Annotated in this window: 17 protein-coding genes; 6 read left to right on the forward strand and 11 right to left on the reverse strand. The window is 66.6% G+C overall.

Annotated features, from left to right (window positions below; genetic code table 11):
- Window positions 1-7 precede the first annotated feature (7 nt).
- From pstB to rnt, 5 genes are all read right to left on the reverse strand, one after another.
- Window positions 8-814: a phosphate ABC transporter ATP-binding protein PstB gene (pstB, locus tag BM172_RS08925; protein ID WP_035322032.1), complete on the reverse strand. Its 807-nt coding sequence runs from the start codon at window positions 812-814 to the stop codon at window positions 8-10.
- A complete protein-coding gene (gene pstA / locus BM172_RS08930; protein WP_026633108.1) occupies window positions 807-1,679 on the reverse strand; it encodes a phosphate ABC transporter permease PstA in 873 nt (290 codons plus the stop codon). Before pstA ends, pstB begins: the two co-directional genes overlap by 8 nt.
- Window positions 1,679-2,695, reverse strand: a complete 1,017-nt coding sequence (gene pstC / locus BM172_RS08935) for a phosphate ABC transporter permease subunit PstC (protein WP_026633109.1) — start codon at window positions 2,693-2,695, stop codon at window positions 1,679-1,681. Before pstC ends, pstA begins: the two co-directional genes overlap by 1 nt.
- Window positions 2,696-2,867: 172 nt before the next feature.
- Entirely contained in the window at window positions 2,868-3,899 is a 1,032-nt protein-coding gene (pstS, locus tag BM172_RS08940; protein ID WP_090423568.1) for a phosphate ABC transporter substrate-binding protein PstS, read from the reverse strand.
- Window positions 3,900-4,079: 180 nt separating this feature from the next.
- Entirely contained in the window at window positions 4,080-4,748 is a 669-nt protein-coding gene (rnt, locus tag BM172_RS08945) for a ribonuclease T (protein WP_026633111.1), read from the reverse strand.
- A 219-nt stretch (window positions 4,749-4,967) separates the two neighbouring features.
- Between rnt and BM172_RS08950 the strand changes: the two genes are divergently transcribed.
- A complete protein-coding gene (locus BM172_RS08950) occupies window positions 4,968-6,344 on the forward strand; it encodes a porin (protein WP_026633112.1) in 1,377 nt (458 codons plus the stop codon).
- 109 nt (window positions 6,345-6,453) lie between these two features.
- Here the strand turns inward: BM172_RS08950 and BM172_RS08955 are convergent, their stop codons facing one another.
- The gene (locus BM172_RS08955; RefSeq protein WP_026633113.1) at window positions 6,454-7,872 is read right to left on the reverse strand and encodes a porin; all 1,419 of its coding nucleotides are present in this window, start codon (window positions 7,870-7,872) and stop codon (window positions 6,454-6,456) included.
- 38 nt (window positions 7,873-7,910) lie between these two features.
- Here BM172_RS08955 and BM172_RS22150 point away from each other — a divergent pair, with 38 nt between their 5' ends.
- The 5 genes from BM172_RS22150 to BM172_RS08975 all read left to right on the forward strand — a co-directional run bounded on the left by BM172_RS22150 (window position 7,911) and on the right by BM172_RS08975 (window position 11,501).
- Complete coding sequence (locus BM172_RS22150) at window positions 7,911-8,111, forward strand: hypothetical protein (RefSeq protein WP_143096489.1); 201 nt, start codon at window positions 7,911-7,913, stop codon at window positions 8,109-8,111.
- Window positions 8,112-8,233: 122 nt separating this feature from the next.
- Window positions 8,234-8,548 (forward strand): hypothetical protein, encoded by a 315-nt coding sequence (locus tag BM172_RS08960; protein ID WP_026633114.1) that lies wholly within the window; start codon window positions 8,234-8,236, stop codon window positions 8,546-8,548.
- Between the two features lie 174 nt (window positions 8,549-8,722).
- Window positions 8,723-9,406 (forward strand): carbonic anhydrase, encoded by a 684-nt coding sequence (locus tag BM172_RS08965; RefSeq protein ID WP_035322036.1) that lies wholly within the window; start codon window positions 8,723-8,725, stop codon window positions 9,404-9,406.
- 12 nt (window positions 9,407-9,418) lie between these two features.
- Window positions 9,419-10,936, forward strand: coding sequence for a SulP family inorganic anion transporter (locus tag BM172_RS08970; protein WP_035322039.1), 1,518 nt, complete (start codon window positions 9,419-9,421; stop codon window positions 10,934-10,936).
- A gap of 85 nt (window positions 10,937-11,021) precedes the next feature.
- A complete protein-coding gene (locus tag BM172_RS08975; RefSeq protein ID WP_051548265.1) occupies window positions 11,022-11,501 on the forward strand; it encodes a hypothetical protein in 480 nt (159 codons plus the stop codon).
- Between the two features lie 148 nt (window positions 11,502-11,649).
- Here BM172_RS08975 and nth read toward each other — a convergent pair whose 3' ends face one another.
- Genes nth through BM172_RS09000 form a run of 5 tightly spaced genes read right to left on the reverse strand, consistent with a single transcriptional unit; the run spans window position 11,650 to window position 16,380 of the window.
- On the reverse strand, window positions 11,650-12,351 hold the full coding sequence (gene nth, locus BM172_RS08980) for an endonuclease III (RefSeq protein WP_051548266.1): 702 nt from the start codon (window positions 12,349-12,351) through the stop codon (window positions 11,650-11,652).
- Window positions 12,348-12,962, reverse strand: a complete 615-nt coding sequence (locus BM172_RS08985; protein ID WP_026633116.1) for an RnfABCDGE type electron transport complex subunit B — start codon at window positions 12,960-12,962, stop codon at window positions 12,348-12,350. Before BM172_RS08985 ends, nth begins: the two co-directional genes overlap by 4 nt.
- A 10-nt stretch (window positions 12,963-12,972) precedes the next feature.
- A complete protein-coding gene (locus tag BM172_RS08990) occupies window positions 12,973-13,665 on the reverse strand; it encodes an alpha/beta fold hydrolase (protein ID WP_026633117.1) in 693 nt (230 codons plus the stop codon).
- A 46-nt stretch (window positions 13,666-13,711) separates the two neighbouring features.
- On the reverse strand, window positions 13,712-15,811 hold the full coding sequence (gene metG, locus BM172_RS08995; protein ID WP_026633118.1) for a methionine--tRNA ligase: 2,100 nt from the start codon (window positions 15,809-15,811) through the stop codon (window positions 13,712-13,714).
- Window positions 15,812-15,840: 29 nt separating this feature from the next.
- On the reverse strand, window positions 15,841-16,380 hold the full coding sequence (locus BM172_RS09000; protein ID WP_026633119.1) for a metal-dependent hydrolase: 540 nt from the start codon (window positions 16,378-16,380) through the stop codon (window positions 15,841-15,843).
- Window positions 16,381-16,604 lie beyond the last annotated feature (224 nt).

The following is a 16,604-nucleotide window of genomic DNA, read 5'->3' on the forward strand; positions in this document are numbered from 1 at the left end:
CCTGGCCTTAGCCGAAGCGACCCGTAATGTAGTCTTCGGTCTGCTTCTTGCCGGGCTTCGTGAAAATCTGCTCGGTGCGGTCGAACTCGATCAGCTCGCCCAGGTACATGAAGGCGGTGAGGTCCGAACAGCGCGCCGCCTGCTGCATGTTATGGGTGACGATGACGATGGTGTACTCGCTCTTGAGCTCTTCCACCAGCTGCTCGATGCGGCCGGTGGCGATCGGGTCCAGCGCCGAGGTCGGCTCGTCCAGCAGCAGCACCTCGGGCTTGAGCGCGATGCCACGGGCGATGCACAGGCGCTGCTGCTGGCCGCCGGAGAGGCCGAGCGCGTTCTGCTTGAGCTTGTCCTTCACCTCGTCCCACAGCGCGGCGCTGCGCAGCGCCTGCTCGACGCGGATCTCCATGTCGGCGCGCGACAGGCGCTCGTGGTGGCGGATGCCGTAGGCCACGTTCTCGAAGATGGTCATCGGGAACGGCACCGGCTTCTGGAACACCATGCCGACCTTGCTGCGCAGCTTGTTCATCGAATAACGCGTGTCGAGGATGTTCTCCTCGTCCAGCATGATCTCGCCCTTGGCCTCGAGCTTGGGGTAGATCGCATAGATGCGGTTGAAGATGCGCAGCAGCGTGGACTTGCCGCAACCGGAGGGGCCGATGATCGCGGTGACCTTCTTCTCCGGGATGTCCATGTTGATGCCTTTCAGCGCATGGAAGCCGTTGTAGTAGAAGTTCAGGTCACGCACGCGCAGCTTGGTCGGCGCCAGCGCGGCGGCGGGCTGCGGATGAATGCCGGCGGCGGCGGACTCAGTCATGGGACACCTTGTTGCGGGAGAGGATCAGGCGGGAGATCAGGCTCAGCGCGAGCACGAACATGGTGACGACGAAGGCGCCGGCCCAGGCGATCGCGTTGATCGCCGGGTCCGGATCCTTGGTGTACTCGTAGATCGCCTGGGGCAGGCTCGGCATCTTGTCCATCGGGTTGAAGGTCAGGAAGTTGTTGCCGAACGCGGTAAACAGCAGCGGCGCGGTCTCGCCGCTGATGCGCGCCAGCGCCAGCAGCACGCCGGTGATGATGCCCGAGCGCGAGGCGCGGATCAGGATCTGCAGGGTCAGCTTCCACTGCGGGATGCCCAGCGACAGCGCCGCCTCGCGCAGGGTGGAAGGCACCAGGCGCAGCATCTCGTCGGTGGTGCGCACGATCACCGGCAGGGCGATCAGCGCCAGCGCGATGCCGCCGGCCAGGCCCGAGAAGGTGGTGTCGCCGTGGGTGAGCGCCGTGGTCGGCAACACCACGATGGTGTAGACGAACAGGCCCAGCACGATCGACGGCGCCGACAGCAGGATGTCGTTGAGGAAGCGGATCGTCTCGCCCAGCTTGGTGCGGTTGGCGTACTCGGCCAGCCAGGTGCCGGCCAGCACGCCGATCGGCGTGGCGATGGCGATGCCCAGCAGGTCCAGGATCAGGCTGCCGACCATGGCGTTGGCCAGGCCGCCGTTTTCGCGGTACACCGAGATCTTGCTGAACAGGTTCCAGTTGATCGCGCCGATGCCCTGGCGCAGCGTCTCCCACAGGATCCAGGCCAGGAAGATCAGGCCGATCAGGGTGGCCACGGAACTCAGGCCCAGCGCGACCACATTCTTGATGCGGCGGCGCAGATAGAGCGAGGAGGACTTCATCAGCGGCCCTCCTTGTGGGCGAGTCGGCGCAGCATCAGGCGGGCGATCATCAGCACGATGAAGGTCACCACGAACAGCAGGAAGGCCAGCGCCATCAGCGCGGACTTCTGCAGGCCGGCGGCCTCGCCGAACTGGTTGGCAATGGTCGAAGCGATGGACGCGCCCGGATCGAGCAGCGACGGCGAGAGCTTCATCTTGTTGCCGATGATGAAGGTCACCGCCATGGTCTCGCCCAGCGCGCGGCCTAGACCTAAGAAGATGCCGCCGATCACCGCCGAGCGGGTATAGGGCAGCACGATGTCCCACACCACTTCCCAGGTGCTGGAGCCGAGCGCGTAGGCCGACTCCTTCAGGCGCGTGGGCACGGTCTGGAACACCTCGCGCATCACCGAGGAGATGAACGGGATGATCATGATCGCCAGCACGATGCCCGCGGTCAGCACGCTGCCGCCGAACGGGTTGTCGTTGCCGAACATGCGGCCGATGAAGGGGATGTGCTCGGCCACCCACGACACCTTGCCGTCGTCCGGCTGGTTGCCCAGGTAGCTGGTCAGCCAGGGCTTGACGTGGTCGGCGAAGAACGGCGCGAACACGAACAGGCCCCACATGCCGTAGATGATCGAGGGAATGCCGGCCAGCAGTTCGATGGCCGAGGACACCGGGGTGCGCAGCCACGGGGGCGCGACCTCGGAAAGATAGAGCGCGATGCCGAAGCTCACCGGTACCGCGATGAACAGCGCGATGAACGAGGTGATCAGCGTGCCGAAGACCGGCACCAGCGCGCCGTAGACGTCGTCGCTGGGGTTCCACTCGCTGCTGGTGAGGAAGCCGAAGCCGAAGTGCATGAAGGCATCGCGGCCGCCCCACAGGGTGGCGCCGGCGGCGCCGAGCAGGCTGGCCAGGACGAGCAGGGCGCAGCCCTTGAGCAGCCAGCCGAACAGGCGGTCGTCCCGTGCATCGCGATGCGCGCGGACTTCCTGGATGGGGACCGCTGCCGCGGCCTCGTTCGCTTGCATGGTTTGGCTTTCCTGGCAACGCCGGCCGGCATGGCCGTCCGGTCGATGGATTGGGCGCCGCGTGGGCGCTGGTCAGCAACAGGCCGCCCCATCCTGCGAAGGGGCGGCCTGGTCCTTCACCCGGCATCCATGCCGGTGGCGGCGGGCAAGGAACCGCCCGCCGCAGCTTTCATCAGTGCTTGAACTCGCTGCCCCAGTAGGCCTGGATCTTCTGCACCAGGGTGGCCGGCAGGGCCACGTAGTCCAGCGAGGCGGCGTCGTTCTGGCCGTTGTTCAGCGCCCACTTGAAGAACTCGAAGGCGACCTTGCTGTGCTCGGCGTTCTTCGGGGTCTTGTACATGACCACCCAGGTGGTCGCGGTGATCGGCCACGCCTGCGCACCCGGGGCGTTGGTCATGATCACGTTGAAGTCCTTGGCGCTGGCCCAGTCGGCCGTGGCGGCCGCGGCGGCGAAGCTGTCGGCGCTCGGGGTGACGAACTGGCCGGCGGCATTCTTCAGGTCGACCCAGGCGATGGCGTTCTTCTTCGCGTAGGCGTACTCGACGTAGCCGATCGAACCCTGGATCTGCTTGACGTACTGCGACACACCTTCGTTGCCCTTGCCGCCCACGCCGGTCGGCCACTCGACGGCGGTGCCGAACTTCACCTTGTCCGCCCACTCCTTGCTGACCTTGGAGAGGTAGTTGGTGAAGTTGAACGAGGTGCCCGAACCGTCCGAGCGGTGCACCACGGTGATCTTCTTGGCCGGCAGGGCCAGGCCGGCGTTCAGCGCGGCGATCTTGGGGTCGTTCCAGTTGGTGATCTTGCCCAGGAAGATGTCGGCCAGGGTCTCGCCGTCGAGCTTGACCTGGTCGGCCTTGATGCCCGGGATGTTCACCACCGGCACGATGCCGCCCACCACCACCGGGAACTGGCCGAGCTTGAAGCTGGCCAGGTCCTCGGCCTTCAGCGGCGCGTCGGTGGCGCCGAAGTCGATGGTGCCTTCCTTGATCTGCGCGACGCCGGCGCCCGAACCCACCGACTGGTAGTTCAGCTTGTTGCCGGTCTTCTCGGCATAGCCGGCCGACCACTTCGAGAGCACCGGGTAGACGAAGCTCGAGCCGGCGCCGGTGATGTCCGTGGCGTGGGCCGACATGCCGAACAGCGACGCCGCGGCGAACACAGCGGACGTGCCGATACGGGAGAAATATTTGCTAGAGGTCAACACGGTTGCTCCTTAGTGATAAGGGTCACGGGGGATTCCCGCCCGACCGCTATTTCATGCGCGCCGTGTTGCAATGAAATGAGCTGAATGTTTCAGCGATATGACAACCTGTCACATTGGCCCGCGCCGCCACGCCGACATGGCCTTGGCGGACACCTTATCTATAGGGTTTTCCCGGGCTTACAGCACATCCAGTCCGATGTGCTCACGTTCAAAAGTTTCCAGCCTGCGCCAGCGGTTGACGATGGTGCAGAACAGCTCCGCCGTGCGGTCGGCGTCGTAGATGGCCGAGTGCGCCTCGCGCGTGTCGAACAGGAAGCCCGCGGCCTGCACCGACTTGCTCAGCACCGTCTGGCCGTAGGCGAGGCCGCCCAGGGTGGCCGTGTCGAAGCAGCTGAAGGGGTGGAACGGATTGCGCTTGTGGCCCACGCGGCGCACGGCCGCGTTGAGAAACCCTAGGTCGAAGGCGGCGTTGTGGCCGACCAGGATGGCGCGCTGGCAATCCGCGTCGCGCATGCGTTCGCGGACCTCCTTGAAGATGTGGTCCAGCGCCGCGCGCTCGTGCAGGGCGCCGCGCAGCGGGTTGTCCGGGTCGATGCCGGTGATCTCCAGCGCGCGCGGGTCGATGTTGGCGCCGGGGAACGGTTCCACGTGGGCCGACACCGCCGGGCGGGGCCGCAGGTAGCCCTCGGCGTCCATGTCCAGGGTGACGGCGGCGATTTCCAGGAGGGCGTCGCGCTCGGCGTCGAAGCCGCCCGTTTCCACGTCCACGATCACCGGCAGGAAGCCGCGGAAGCGGTCGGCCAGGCGGTTGGACATGCTGTTGCTCAGGTTTTCCGGTTTATCCATCGCGGAAGCATATCAGCCGGCCCGGGGCGGCCGTGAATCGGGGGTGAGGGCGGCAGGCCGGGCTTTGTTGCAGCCGCCTGCACCGGTGTCTTTGTTTTGTCACGCAAGTAGCACGGAAACGTAAAGGACCGGCCGCATGCTGCCGGCCATTACCTGGGTGGCCAAGCCGATCGAGAGGGGGCGGTCCAGGCAATGTCTACCAACATGCGGAGAACATCCATGCGTTCTAAGTTGCTCGCGGTGGCGATTGCCGCCGGTTTGGGCGTAGTCAGTTTCCACGTGGCCGCGGAGCCGGCGACGAAGGGCAAGGCCGCCCAGACTTCCAGCCAGGGTTCGCAGGCGTCGCAGAATGCCGAGATCGAAGCGCTGAAGGCCCAGCTCGCCGAGCTGCAGGCCAAGGTGGTCGAGCTGGAACAGCGCACTGACGCCCAGTCCGACATCAACGTCTCCACCGGCCAGAACCTCGAGGCGGTGCAGAAGGCGCAGGCCGCGTCCGACAAGAAGATGACGACGATCGACAAGTTCGTGAACAACACGAAGATCGGCGGCACGATGTTCTTCGACCTGACCAATGCCGACCACAAGGAAAAGGGCAAGACCGGCGGCTTCGTCAGCAAGGACGGCCATGGCTCGGTCAACGGCACCGGCTTCGACGTCAAGCGCTTCTACCTGACCGTCGACCATAAGTTCGACGACACCTGGTCGGCCAACCTGACCACCGACTTCAACTACCAGTCCACGCTGAGCCAGACCAGCCTGTTCGTGAAGAAGGCCTACGTGCAGGGCATGTTCGATCCGCTCTTCACGGTGCGCTTCGGTGCGGCCGACATGCCGTGGATTCCGTACGCCGAGAAGTGGTACGGCTACCGCTTCATCGAGAACACCCTGACCGACCGCAGCATCGACGGCGGCCGCGGCACCGTGGGCGTGGCCCCGGCCGGCGTGGGTTCGTTCGGCAACTCGTCCGACTGGGGTATCCATGCCCTGGGCGCGACCACCGGCGACAACGCCGTCAACTACCAGCTGTCGGTGGTCAACGGCCGCGGTTTCCGCAACCCTTCGCGCTCGGACAGCGTGGACGTGGAAGGCCGCTTCGGCTACCAGCCGATCCAGGAAATGGTCATCGCCATCGGCGGCTACGACGGCAAGCGCGGCAACAAGGTGCAGAACGGCGCCGCCACGCAGAACGCGACCCGCGGCGACGCGCTGGTGGCTTACCGCGACAAGACCTTCGGCGTCGGCGCCGAGTATTTCACCGCCAAGAACTGGGACGACGTCCTGAAGTACAACGGCGTGGTGCCGGCTCCGGCCGTGGTGCGCGACAAGGCCGAGGGTTACTCGCTGTTCGGCGACTACTCCTTCGCCCCGCAGTGGGCCCTGTTCGCCCGCTACGATCGCGTCGACTACAAGTGGTGGGGCATCAGCGGTCCGCAGAACAAGCTGAAGGACACCTACTACAACGCCGGCGTCTCCTACGACGCGCTGAAGAACCTGCGCCTGGCGTTCGCGTGGAAGCATGACAAGCTGGAAGGCCCGATCCGGGCGTTCGAGTACAAGACCGACGAGATCGGCTTCTGGGGCGTGCTGTCCTACTGATTCACCGGTTATCGGAAGGGAGTTCCACCCAAGGACGGAAAACGGCGGGCCGCAAGCCCGCCGTTTGCTTTTCCGGCAGCCAGAACGACAACCAGGTTGTGGTTGCGCGTCAGTAATTCACTTGCAGCTGCACTCTCAGCAAGTCGCCGTCGATGCGCCGGTACGGCGCCGAGGAAACATTGGTGCGGCGCATGTTGGCGTAGGCCACCGCCAGTTCCACCGCATTGTTCGGCTGCCACTCCACGCCGACCTCGGTTTCGTCCACCAGCATGCGCGGCGTGTTGGTGTCGAACTTGGAGGCGCCGCGATAGGTCTGCCACTTCAGGTACGGGAACAGCGTGCCGATGCTGCCGCCGTCGATCTTGTACATCGCCTGCACATAGCCGCCGCGCAGCGATTTGGTACGGATCTGGCGCCTGGACAGATCGAGTTCCGGGCCGCGGCCTACGGTCCATTCCGCCTGCAGGCCGAACGGCTGCGGATAGTAGATGGCGTGCACCGCCACGCGCTGGTCGATCGAGCCGTTCACCGGCGCGGTGTCCTTCGGCGTGAAGCTGCGGCCGTCGACGGTGATGGAACCGGGCGCGGCAATCTTGAAGCGACCGCTGTACGCATCGGCGCCCACTTCGAAGAACTGCCCATTGGCGAACTTGAACGGGTAGCTGAAGTGCAGCACGGTGTGCAGGCTGTTGTTCTGCTCGGCGCGGTTGGCGCCCTGGCCGTTGTAGAAACCCAGGCCCAGCACGCCGTAGTCGCCCGAACCCTTCAGGCCCGACTTCACCAGGTACTGGAAACGCTCCTGCACGTGCTTGGGCGTGTAATAGAAGAACAGGCCCAGGTCGCGCTCGTCGCGCACGCCGGAGTTGAGCGCATCGGCGCGATCCGGGGTGAGGCGGTTCTGGCTGGACTGCAGGTTTTCCCAGCCGTACGGGACTTTCGACTGGCCGGCGCGCACGCGGAATTCGCGGTTCTTGTCGAAATAGATATCCGCATAGGCATCGCGCAGCTGCGCGAAGTTGCTGGTGGTTGAGCCGGTGGGCGTGCTGGCGAAATCCGGTTGCAGATAGATCGACACGCGATCGTTGAGATCGCCGCTGATCACCACGCGCGCACGGCGGATACCGAAGCCCTGGTTGTCGCCGATGAAGCGGTCGCCCGGCGAGCGCAGGTCCGCCGCGTCGCCGCCCAGGCCCTGGTTGTAGCGCAGCTGGGTATAACCGCGCAGGGCGATGCGGTCGTACCACTTTTTCTCGGCGGGCTTGGCGGGTTTCGCTTCCGCGGCCGGCGCGGCGGCGATGGCGGAGGAGGGCACCGCGGCAGCCGGCAGGTTCCGCGTCGTCGGCGCGGCACCGGCGGTTTCATCCACCTGCATGAACGTGCCGAGCTTGACGCGGCCCGGGCCGGGCTCGGCGAAGATCTGCTGGGTCTTGCGGTCGACGTAGAGATCCAGCGTGGCGGCGGCAGCCGTTTCCGAGAGCGCGGCAGCGCCTACGGTCCAGAGCATCGAGGCGAGTTTTTTTCTCTTCATGGTCATCCAGGCATCGGGCGGCGAAGCCGCATGGCGGAGTGCGCGCCGCGCCGGATGAATTCCGTCCCTGGATGTTCGGCGCCGGCTCGGCGGGTGCGTGCGCGCAATTTCTTGCGGCCTGCGGGGCGGCGAGCCTAGGCGCCGAGGATGTCGGTTTTGTGACGGCGGGGATGACCGGCCTCGGTTTGCCGGGGGTCAAACTCGGTGAAAAAGCCTTGTTTCAGGCTTCACCGCACTGAACGAATTGGACGTCCAAATTCAGCTTTAGCGAAAATTGTGCGCTGCAAGGGGTTGAGCATCGCCGCGCGAGCCCGTATCTTCTTACGTCATGCATCCCCGTCGCCTTCCCCGTGTCTTCGTCATGTTCATGGCATGCCTGTTCGGCGTGCTGGTGACGTTTGCCTCGACGGCACAGACGATGGGCAAGGACGGACGTGCCGCCGTGGCGGCCGCCGTCGATGCCGATATCGCCAAGGATCTCGCCGACGACGGCGGGGACGGCTCCGACGCGCTGGCCGGCGCCTGCACCATCGACGACCAGTGCCTGGACGACATCATGGTCGATCCGATCGAGTGGTCCGTGTGGCACGACCGCGCTCCCTCCGTGGCCATCGGCCCGGTGCCCGACGTGCACGAGCACGTGGTCGGGCTGATCTGCCCCCCTCCCAACGCCTGAACCCCTGAGCGCGCTTTCCGTCGCGGCGCCTGAGCGTGCGCGGCTGATGTCCCCGCGCGCCTGAGGGCAGCTTTCGTTGCCCCTGCCTTGCCGTGTCCGCGCGAGGCCCATTCCCATGATTTTTTTCGGCGGCCGGTTTGCCGCCAAGTTCCCCACTGCTCGGGAGATACCCCCATGGAACGTCTGCTCGAAGGCTTCGAACATTTCCGTCGCACCGTCTTTCCGGAACAGCGCGAGCTGTTCAAGAAACTGGCGACCGGCCAGAGCCCGCACACCCTGTTCATCACCTGCGCCGACTCGCGCGTGATGCCCGAAATGATCTTCTCGGCGCTGCCGGGCGAGATCTTCGTCTACCGCAACATCGGCAATATCGTGCCGCCCTATGCGCAGCATGTGAGCGGCGTGGTCGCCGCGATCGAGTACGCGGTGAAGGTGCTGCAGGTGAAGCACATCGTGATCTGCGGCCACTCCGACTGCGGCGCGATGAAGGGCCTGCTGGCGCCGGCCAAGGTCGCGCACATGCCTTCGGTCGCCGCATGGCTCAAGCACGCCGACGTGGCGCGCTACGTGGTGGCGGAGAACAGCCCCCATCTGGAAGGCGAGCAGGCGCTGCGCCGCGTGACCGAGGAAAACGTGGTCGGCCAGCTGGAGCACCTGCGCACCTTGCCCGCCGTCGCCGCCGCGATGGCCAACGGCAGCGTGAGCATCCACGGCTGGATCTATGACATCGAGCACGCGGAGCTGCGTGCCTTCGATGCGCACAGCGGCCACTTCACCCTGATCGATCCCGCGCGCCGCGACGTGCCGGACGCGACGCCGCATGCGCGTTTCGCCGCCGCTGCGGCGTCCTCGGCTTAAAGGAGCAGCCAAGTGATCTCGAAATACTTCTCCGGCAACTTCTTCGGCCGCGACCTGCTCGGTTCGATCGTGGTGTTCCTGGTGGCGCTGCCTCTGTGCATGGGCATCGCCATCGCTTCCGGCATGCCGCCGGCGACCGGCCTGATCACCGGCATCATCGGCGGCCTGATGGTGGGTGCGATTGCCGGTTCGCCGCTGCAGGTCAGCGGCCCCGCCGCGGGCCTGGCGGTGCTGGTGTTCGAGCTGGTGCGCGAGCATGGCGTGGCCGCGCTGGGTCCGGTGGTGCTGCTGGCCGGCCTGATCCAGATCGCCGCCGGCCTGTGCCGCGTCGGCATCTGGTTCCGCATGACTTCGCCGGCCGTGGTGGCCGGCATGTTGTCGGGCATCGGCATCCTGATCGTGGCCTCGCAGGCGCACGTGCTGATCGATGCCAAGCCGCTGGCGCGCGGCCTGGAGAACTTCGGCGCGCTGCCGGGCGCGCTGGCCAATGCGTTCTCCGGCGAAGGTACCGGCCTGGCCGCGCTGGGCGTGGGCCTGGCCACCATCGCGATCATGCTGGGCTGGGAAAAGCTGCGTCCGCAGAAGCTGCGCTTCGTGCCAGGCGCGCTGCTGGCGGTGGTGGCGGTGACGGCGTTCGTGCAGTTCCAGGGTGTCAACGTCAACAAGGTCGACGTGCCGGCCAACCTGCTGTCGGCGATCTCGCTGCCGAGCTTCGCCGACCTGGGCGGCCTGCTCGAGCCTTCGCTGCTGGTCGCCGCGCTGACCTTCGCCTTCATCGCCAGCGCGGAAACCCTGCTGTCGGCGGCGGCGGTCGACCGCATGCACGACGGCACGCGCACCAACTACGACCGCGAGCTGACCGCGCAGGGCGTTGGCAACACGCTGTGCGGCCTGCTCGGCGCGCTGCCGATGACCGGCGTGATCGTGCGCAGCGCGGCCAATGTGCAGGCCGGTTCCGCCACGCGCATGGCCACGATGATGCATGGCGCCTGGCTGCTGGTGTTCGCGCTGCTGCTGCCGTGGCTGATGCGCATGACGCCGGTGTCGTGCCTGGCCGGCATCCTGGTCTTTACCGGCGTGAAGATGATCAACTTCAAGCAGGTGAAGAGCTTCGCCGCCTACGGCAAGGGCACCGCGGCGATCTACCTGGCGACCACCTTCGCCATCGTCGCCACCGACCTGCTGGCCGGCGTGCTGGTGGGCTTCGCGCTGTCGCTGTTCCGCCTGGCGCTGCTGTCTTCGCGGCTGAAGGTCAACCTGGCCGAGCACGACGACGAGCCGGGCTCGGCCAAGCTGCACCTGACCGGCATCGCCACCTTCCTCAAGGTGCCGTCGATGGCGCGCACGCTGGAACAGGTGCCGCCGAACACCCGCCTGCACGTGGTGATGGACGACCTGCACCACGTCGACCAGGCCAGCTTCGAGCTGCTGCGCGACTGGGCGCGTAACGCCAAGTCGAAGGGCTGCGAACTGGTGGTGGACTGGATGGAGCTTGAACGTCGCGTGGAAGGACCGGCCAAGGCGGCCTGATCCTCGCCACGCGTTTCTTGCCCCGCGGAGGCCTCCCCCTCCGCGGGGATTTTTTGGCACACGGTACGCAAGGGGGATCGCAGCGATGCTTGCGGAAATCACGGCGGCGCTGGGCGCCATCAAGACCGGTTCGGATATCGCCCGCGAGATGGCCGCGGCGCATTCGCTGGACGAAACACGCGGCAAGGCGCCCGAGCTCTACGGCGCCATGGCCGAGATCCAGCATCGCCTGGCCGCGATGCAGCTGGCTTACGCGGCCTTGCTGGAAGAGCGCGACGGCCTGGCGCGCGAAGTGGAGGAGATCCGCCAGGCGCGCATGGAACGCGAGCGCTACGTGCTGCACCAGCTGCCCCAGGGCGGCCTGGTTTACCGCTTCAAGGCCAGCCGCGAGTCCGGCGCGGTGCCGCACGATCTGTGCGTGCATTGCTACGAAGGCGGGGTGAAATCGATCCTGCAGCCGAACGGTTCGCACCTGGTCTGCCCGACGTGCAAGACCAAGTTGCGCTCCAAGGGCTCAGCGGCGGTGGCGTCCCGCCGCGGCGGCGTGTGCGTGTGGACGCTCTGATCCACCGCGAGGCGCCGCATCAAGCCGTCATTCCGGCCTGCGCCGGAATGACGATCAAGCGAAGCCGGCGTAGGTTGGGGTGAGCCATAGGCGAACCCCAACGTTGCGCAGCCTGCAACGTCGGCGAATGTTGGGGTTCGCCTATGGCTCACCCCAACCTACGCTTCGGTTTCTTCGCCGCGGTTTTTTGGGGCGCAGCTTTCTTTCTCTCCGGCTCGGCCGGCGTCTTGTCCTTGTACCGGCACAAGTCGCGGATCACGCACTGCGGACAATCCGGCTTGCGCGCCTTGCACACGTAGCGGCCGTGCAGGATCAGCCAGTGATGCGCGTCCTGCTTGAACTCCGGCGGCACCGTTTTTTCCAGCTTGTCCTCCACCGCACGCACGTCCTTGCCCGGCGCCAGTCCGGTGCGATTGGAGACGCGGAAGATATGCGTGTCCACCGCGATGGTGGGATGGCCGAAGGCGGTATTGAGCACCACGTTGGCGGTCTTGCGCCCCACGCCCGGCAGCGCTTCCAGCGCCTCGCGCGTACGCGGCACCTCGCCGCCGTACTGCTCGACCAGGATGCGGCACAGCGCGATCACGTTCTTGGCCTTGGCGTTGAACAGGCCGATCGTGCTGATGTAGCGCTTGAGTCCTTCCTCGCCCAGGTCGAGGATCGCCTGCGGCGTGTTCGCCACCGGATACAGCTTGCGCGTGGCCTTGTTCACGCCCACGTCGGTGGCCTGCGCCGACAGCACCACCGCGACCAGCAGCTCGAACGGCGTGGTGTAGTCCAGTTCGGTGGTGGGGTGCGGGTCCAGTTCGCGCAGGCGGGAGAACAGCTCGACGACGTCGGCTCGCTTCACGGTTTGGGTTCCTGTTGCCTGGCCTTGGCGCGGGCCAGCGCGGCCAGCACCGGGTTGTCGCTCACCGCCGCGCCGAGCTGCGCCTTGCGTGCGGCCAGTTCGGCGTCGTGCCGCGCGTGCTCGCGGGCGAGGCGCGCTTCGCGGCGCTGGAAATGCGCGCGGCCCCGGTCGGCGCACGCGGGATCGTCCACTTGCTCGAGCGGCATCGGTTCGAGCGCGATGCAGTCGACGGGGCAGGCCGGCACGCACAGTTCGCAGCCGGTGCAGTCGTCCTCGATCACGCTGTGCATCAGCTTGGCGCCGCCGACGATCGCATCCACCGGACACACCTGGATGCACTTGGTGCAACCGATGCAATCCGCCTCGACGATGCGCGCGAGCATGCGCGGCTTTTCCACGCCGTTGTCGGGATTCAGCGGCAACGGTTCGCACCCCAGCAGTTCCGCCAGCTTGCGGATGCCCGCCGCGCCGCCGGGCGGGCACTGGTTGATCTGCGCCTCGCCGCGCGCGATCGCTTCCGCATAGGGGCGGCAGCCATGGAAACCGCATTGTTCGCACTGGGTCTGCGGAAGCAGAGCGTCGATGCGGTCGGCGAGGGAGCTCGATGCCATGAGGAAGCGATCAGTACGGCGCAGGTTGGGCGGACAATAGTGTCAGCCAGTCGACGATCTTGCGCCAGCAAGCCTGCGGCTGCGCCTGCAGCAGGAAATGCGGGCCATCCAGCCGTTCGATGCGTGCACCGCGGGCCAGCTTTTCGAGTCGCCTGGGCGCCCAGGGATCGAGCAGGCGGTCCTGGTTGGGCTGCAGCAGCAATACGGGAAGCTCAAGCTGGAGCAGGGTGGTGGCCGCATCCGGCGCGATCAGCATCTGCAGGCGGCGTTTGATGGTGTTGCCGCTCAATCGCGACAGCTCCGCTTCCACCGCATCGAGCAATGAGCCCGGCGCGTGCCGGCCCACGCAGAACCAGCGCAGCGCCCAACGTTGCCGGGCCATGCCCGACAGCAGCGCCTGCGGAACATGGCTGGCCCAGCGCACCAGCAGATGCGGCCGGGTGGCGAACGATGCGCACAGCACCAGGGCTTTCACGCGTTCACTCAGGCGCGCGGCGAGGCGGATGGCGATGGGGCCGGAAAACGATTCGGCAAGCAGGATGACGCGGTGTTCCGCGCCGATTGCCCTCTCCACATGCGCTGCGTAGGCATCGACCCTTGAAGGCAGGTCGGCTGGATAGCGGATGCTCTGGTACTTCCAGTTGCCTGCGATCAGCTTCTCGAAGGCCGCGAACAATGCACCGCTGCCATCGAGCCCGGGCATCAGGACGAGCGTCGGCCTATCCGCCTCCATGCAAGCCGCGATGCGCTCAGCGCACCGTCGCTCCCGGCTTCGCCCCCTGGTCCGCATCGAGCAGGAACAGATCGTCTCCGCCGTCGCCGGCGGATAGGATCATCCCCTCGGACAGGCCGAAGCGCATCTTGCGCGGTGCCAGGTTGGCGATGAAGACCACGTTGCGGCCGACCAGCTTCTCCGGCTCGCCGTAGGCGGCGCGGATGCCGGAGAAGATCTGGCGCGTACCCAGCGGGCCGGCGTCCAGTTCGAAGCGCAGCAGCTTGTCCGAGCCGTCCACGAATTCGCAGGCGGTGACCTTGCCGATGCGCAGGTCGAGCCTGGCGAAGTCGTCGATGGCGATGGTTGCCGCGGTGTCGGTGCTGCCGGTGTCGCTCATGGTCTTGCCGTTGTCCTTCTTGGATTCGTTCTTATGGAGCTTGGCGGGCTTGGCGGGCTCGGGCGGGGCCAGCGAGTCGCGCGAGGCTTCCACCATGGCCTCGATCAGCTTGGTGTCGATGCGGCCGAGCAGGGGCTCGAACGCGTGGATGGTGTGGTTGTGCAGTTCGGCGCGGGCGTCGTCGAAGCCGGTGACCGGCGCGTCGAGGAAGCGTCCGGCCTTCTCCACCGTGGCCGGCAGCATCGGCTTGAGCAGGCCGGCGAGCAGGCGGAACGCGGCGATCGCGAACGAGCACACCTGGTGCAGCTCCTGCTTGCGCGTGTTGTCCTTGGCCATGTTCCACGGTGCCTTGGCGGCGATGTGGCCGTTCACCAGGTCGGCGATCTGCACGAACTTGCGCGTGACTTCGGCGAACTCGCCCTGGCGGTACAGCGCCGGCACTTCGTCGTAGTGCGTCATCAGCTCGCGCCACAGCCCGGCTTCTTCCTTGCCGAACGCGGGCGCGAGGCGGCCGTCGAAGAACTTCTGCACGAAGCCGGCGGTGCGGCTGGCGATGTTCACCCACTTGCCGACCAGGTGCGAATTGACGCGCTCCTCGAACGACTTCAGGTCCAGGTCCACGTCCACCGGTGTGTCGCCCAGCATGGAGGCGAAGTAGTAGCGCAGGAATTCCGGATGCAGGCCGACGTCCAGATAGGTGCGCGCCTTGATGAAGGTGCCGCGCGACTTGGACATCTTCGCGCCGTTCACCGTCAGGTAGCCGTTGACGTGCAGCGCGGTGGGCGTGCGGAAGTCGGCTCCGTGCAGCATCGCCGGCCAGAACAGGCCGTGGAAATTGATGATGTCCTTGCCGATGAAGTGGTGCATCTCGGCACGGCTGTCCGGCGCGAGGAAGTCCTCGAAGCGCGTGCCGGTCTTCGCGCACAGCGCCTTGAAGCTGGCCAGGTAGCCCACCGGCGCATCCAGCCACACATAGAAGAACTTGCCCGGCGCGTCTGGGATCGGGAAGCCGAAGTAGGGCGCGTCGCGCGAGATGTCCCAGTCCTTCAGGCCGCCGTCCAGCCACTCGCGCAGCTTGGCGATCACGCCGCTGTTGGCCACCGGCGCGCCGCCGGTGAGCTTGCCTGCGAACCAGTCGCGCAGCAGCGACTCGAACTTGCCCAGTTCGAAGAAGTAATGCTCCGAATCGCGCAGCACCGGCGTGGCGCCGGACATCACCGAGTACGGGTCGATCAGGTCGGTGGGCGCGTAGGTGGCGCCGCAGTTCTCGCAGTTGTCGCCGTACTGGTCCGGCGTGCCGCACACCGGGCAGGTGCCCTTGATGTAGCGGTCCGGCAGGAACATGGTCTTTTCCGGATCGAACAGCTGCTGGATCGTGCGGCGCGCGATGTAGCCGCCGTCGCGCAGGCGCGTGTAGATCAGCGAGGCCAGCTCGCGGTTCTCGTCCGAATGGGTGGAGTGGTAGTGGTCGAAGGCCACGCCGAAGGCGGCGAAGTCGGACTCGTGGCTGAGCTGCACGCCTTCGATATAGGTTTCCGGCGCCAGGCCGGCCTTCTCCGCCGCCAGCATGATCGGCGTGCCGTGCGCGTCGTCGGCGCAGACGTAGAACACCTCGTCGCCCTGCATGCGCTGCGCCCGCACCCAGATGTCGGCCTGGATGTAGCCCACCATGTGGCCCAGGTGCAGCGGGCCGTTGGCGTAGGGCAGGGCGTTGGTCACGAGAAGGCGGCGGGACATGGCTGCTCGGCTGGTGGAGGGATCGAGGATTATGGCATGCGGGCGGTGCGCCCAGGCCGCCGCGCCAGCCACACGGCAAGTGCCGCCAGGGCGCACGGCAGCCACACCCAGATGAGTTCGCAGCCGAGCACGGCCAAGCCGCGGGCGCTGAAGAAGCGCGCGCCGATCGGGGAGACCGCGATCGGCCGCCATGGGAAAAAGAAGCGCTCGCTGGAGAACGGCCAGGCCAGCCCCACGCCGAGCCCGCCGTCGGTCAGCGCATCCAACAGCGGATGCGAGAGCGCGGCGAGGCCGACGAACAAGAAGGCGCGCCAGGCGGTGGTGCGCAGCGGGCGATGGGCGAGCGCGGCGATGGCGCCGAGCGCGAGCGCCATGCCGATCGAATGGGTGGCGCCGCGGTGGCCGAAGGTATCCGCGTAGGCCACGCCGAATTTGAAGGCGAGCACGTCGGCGTCCGGCAGCATCGCGGCGATGGCGCCGGCGGCGAGCAGCCGAGGCGATATCGCGCGCTTGCCGGCTGCGGCGCCGAGCAGGAGGGGGACGGCGGCGTGGGTGATGATCGTGGGCATCCGGGCATTCCTTGCGAGCTGCGCAATTCCTCAGTCCGCAAGGTAGAACCCTTCTCCCTCCGGGAGAAGGTGGCGGCAGCCGGATGAGGGTACGGGCGGAGTGCAACGCCCCACTCCGCCCGTACCCTCACCCCAACCCTCTCCCGATGGGAGAGGGGCTCACCCCCACGTGGCGTTTGCATGTTTATGCATGATTGTTTACATTTATGCCCATTGTTGAATGG

It is taken from the genome of Dyella marensis (assembly GCF_900112865.1).
Classification (GTDB): domain Bacteria; phylum Pseudomonadota; class Gammaproteobacteria; order Xanthomonadales; family Rhodanobacteraceae; genus Dyella_D; species Dyella_D marensis_A.

Coding starts and splice junctions, on each gene's coding strand:
- pstB (WP_035322032.1), bottom strand. CDS start 814: ATGACTGAGTCCGCCGCCGCCGGCATTCATCCGCAGCCCGCCGCCGCG.
- pstA (WP_026633108.1), bottom strand. CDS start 1,679: ATGAAGTCCTCCTCGCTCTATCTGCGCCGCCGCATCAAGAATGTGGTC.
- pstC (WP_026633109.1), bottom strand. CDS start 2,695: ATGCAAGCGAACGAGGCCGCGGCAGCGGTCCCCATCCAGGAAGTCCGC.
- rnt (WP_026633111.1), bottom strand. CDS start 4,748: ATGGATAAACCGGAAAACCTGAGCAACAGCATGTCCAACCGCCTGGCC.
- BM172_RS08950 (WP_026633112.1), top strand. CDS start 4,968: ATGCGTTCTAAGTTGCTCGCGGTGGCGATTGCCGCCGGTTTGGGCGTA.
- BM172_RS08955 (WP_026633113.1), bottom strand. CDS start 7,872: ATGAAGAGAAAAAAACTCGCCTCGATGCTCTGGACCGTAGGCGCTGCC.
- BM172_RS08960 (WP_026633114.1), top strand. CDS start 8,234: ATGTTCATGGCATGCCTGTTCGGCGTGCTGGTGACGTTTGCCTCGACG.
- BM172_RS08965 (WP_035322036.1), top strand. CDS start 8,723: ATGGAACGTCTGCTCGAAGGCTTCGAACATTTCCGTCGCACCGTCTTT.
- BM172_RS08975 (WP_051548265.1), top strand. CDS start 11,022: ATGCTTGCGGAAATCACGGCGGCGCTGGGCGCCATCAAGACCGGTTCG.
- BM172_RS08985 (WP_026633116.1), bottom strand. CDS start 12,962: ATGGCATCGAGCTCCCTCGCCGACCGCATCGACGCTCTGCTTCCGCAG.
- BM172_RS08990 (WP_026633117.1), bottom strand. CDS start 13,665: ATGCCCGGGCTCGATGGCAGCGGTGCATTGTTCGCGGCCTTCGAGAAG.
- metG (WP_026633118.1), bottom strand. CDS start 15,811: ATGTCCCGCCGCCTTCTCGTGACCAACGCCCTGCCCTACGCCAACGGC.
- BM172_RS09000 (WP_026633119.1), bottom strand. CDS start 16,380: ATGCCCACGATCATCACCCACGCCGCCGTCCCCCTCCTGCTCGGCGCC.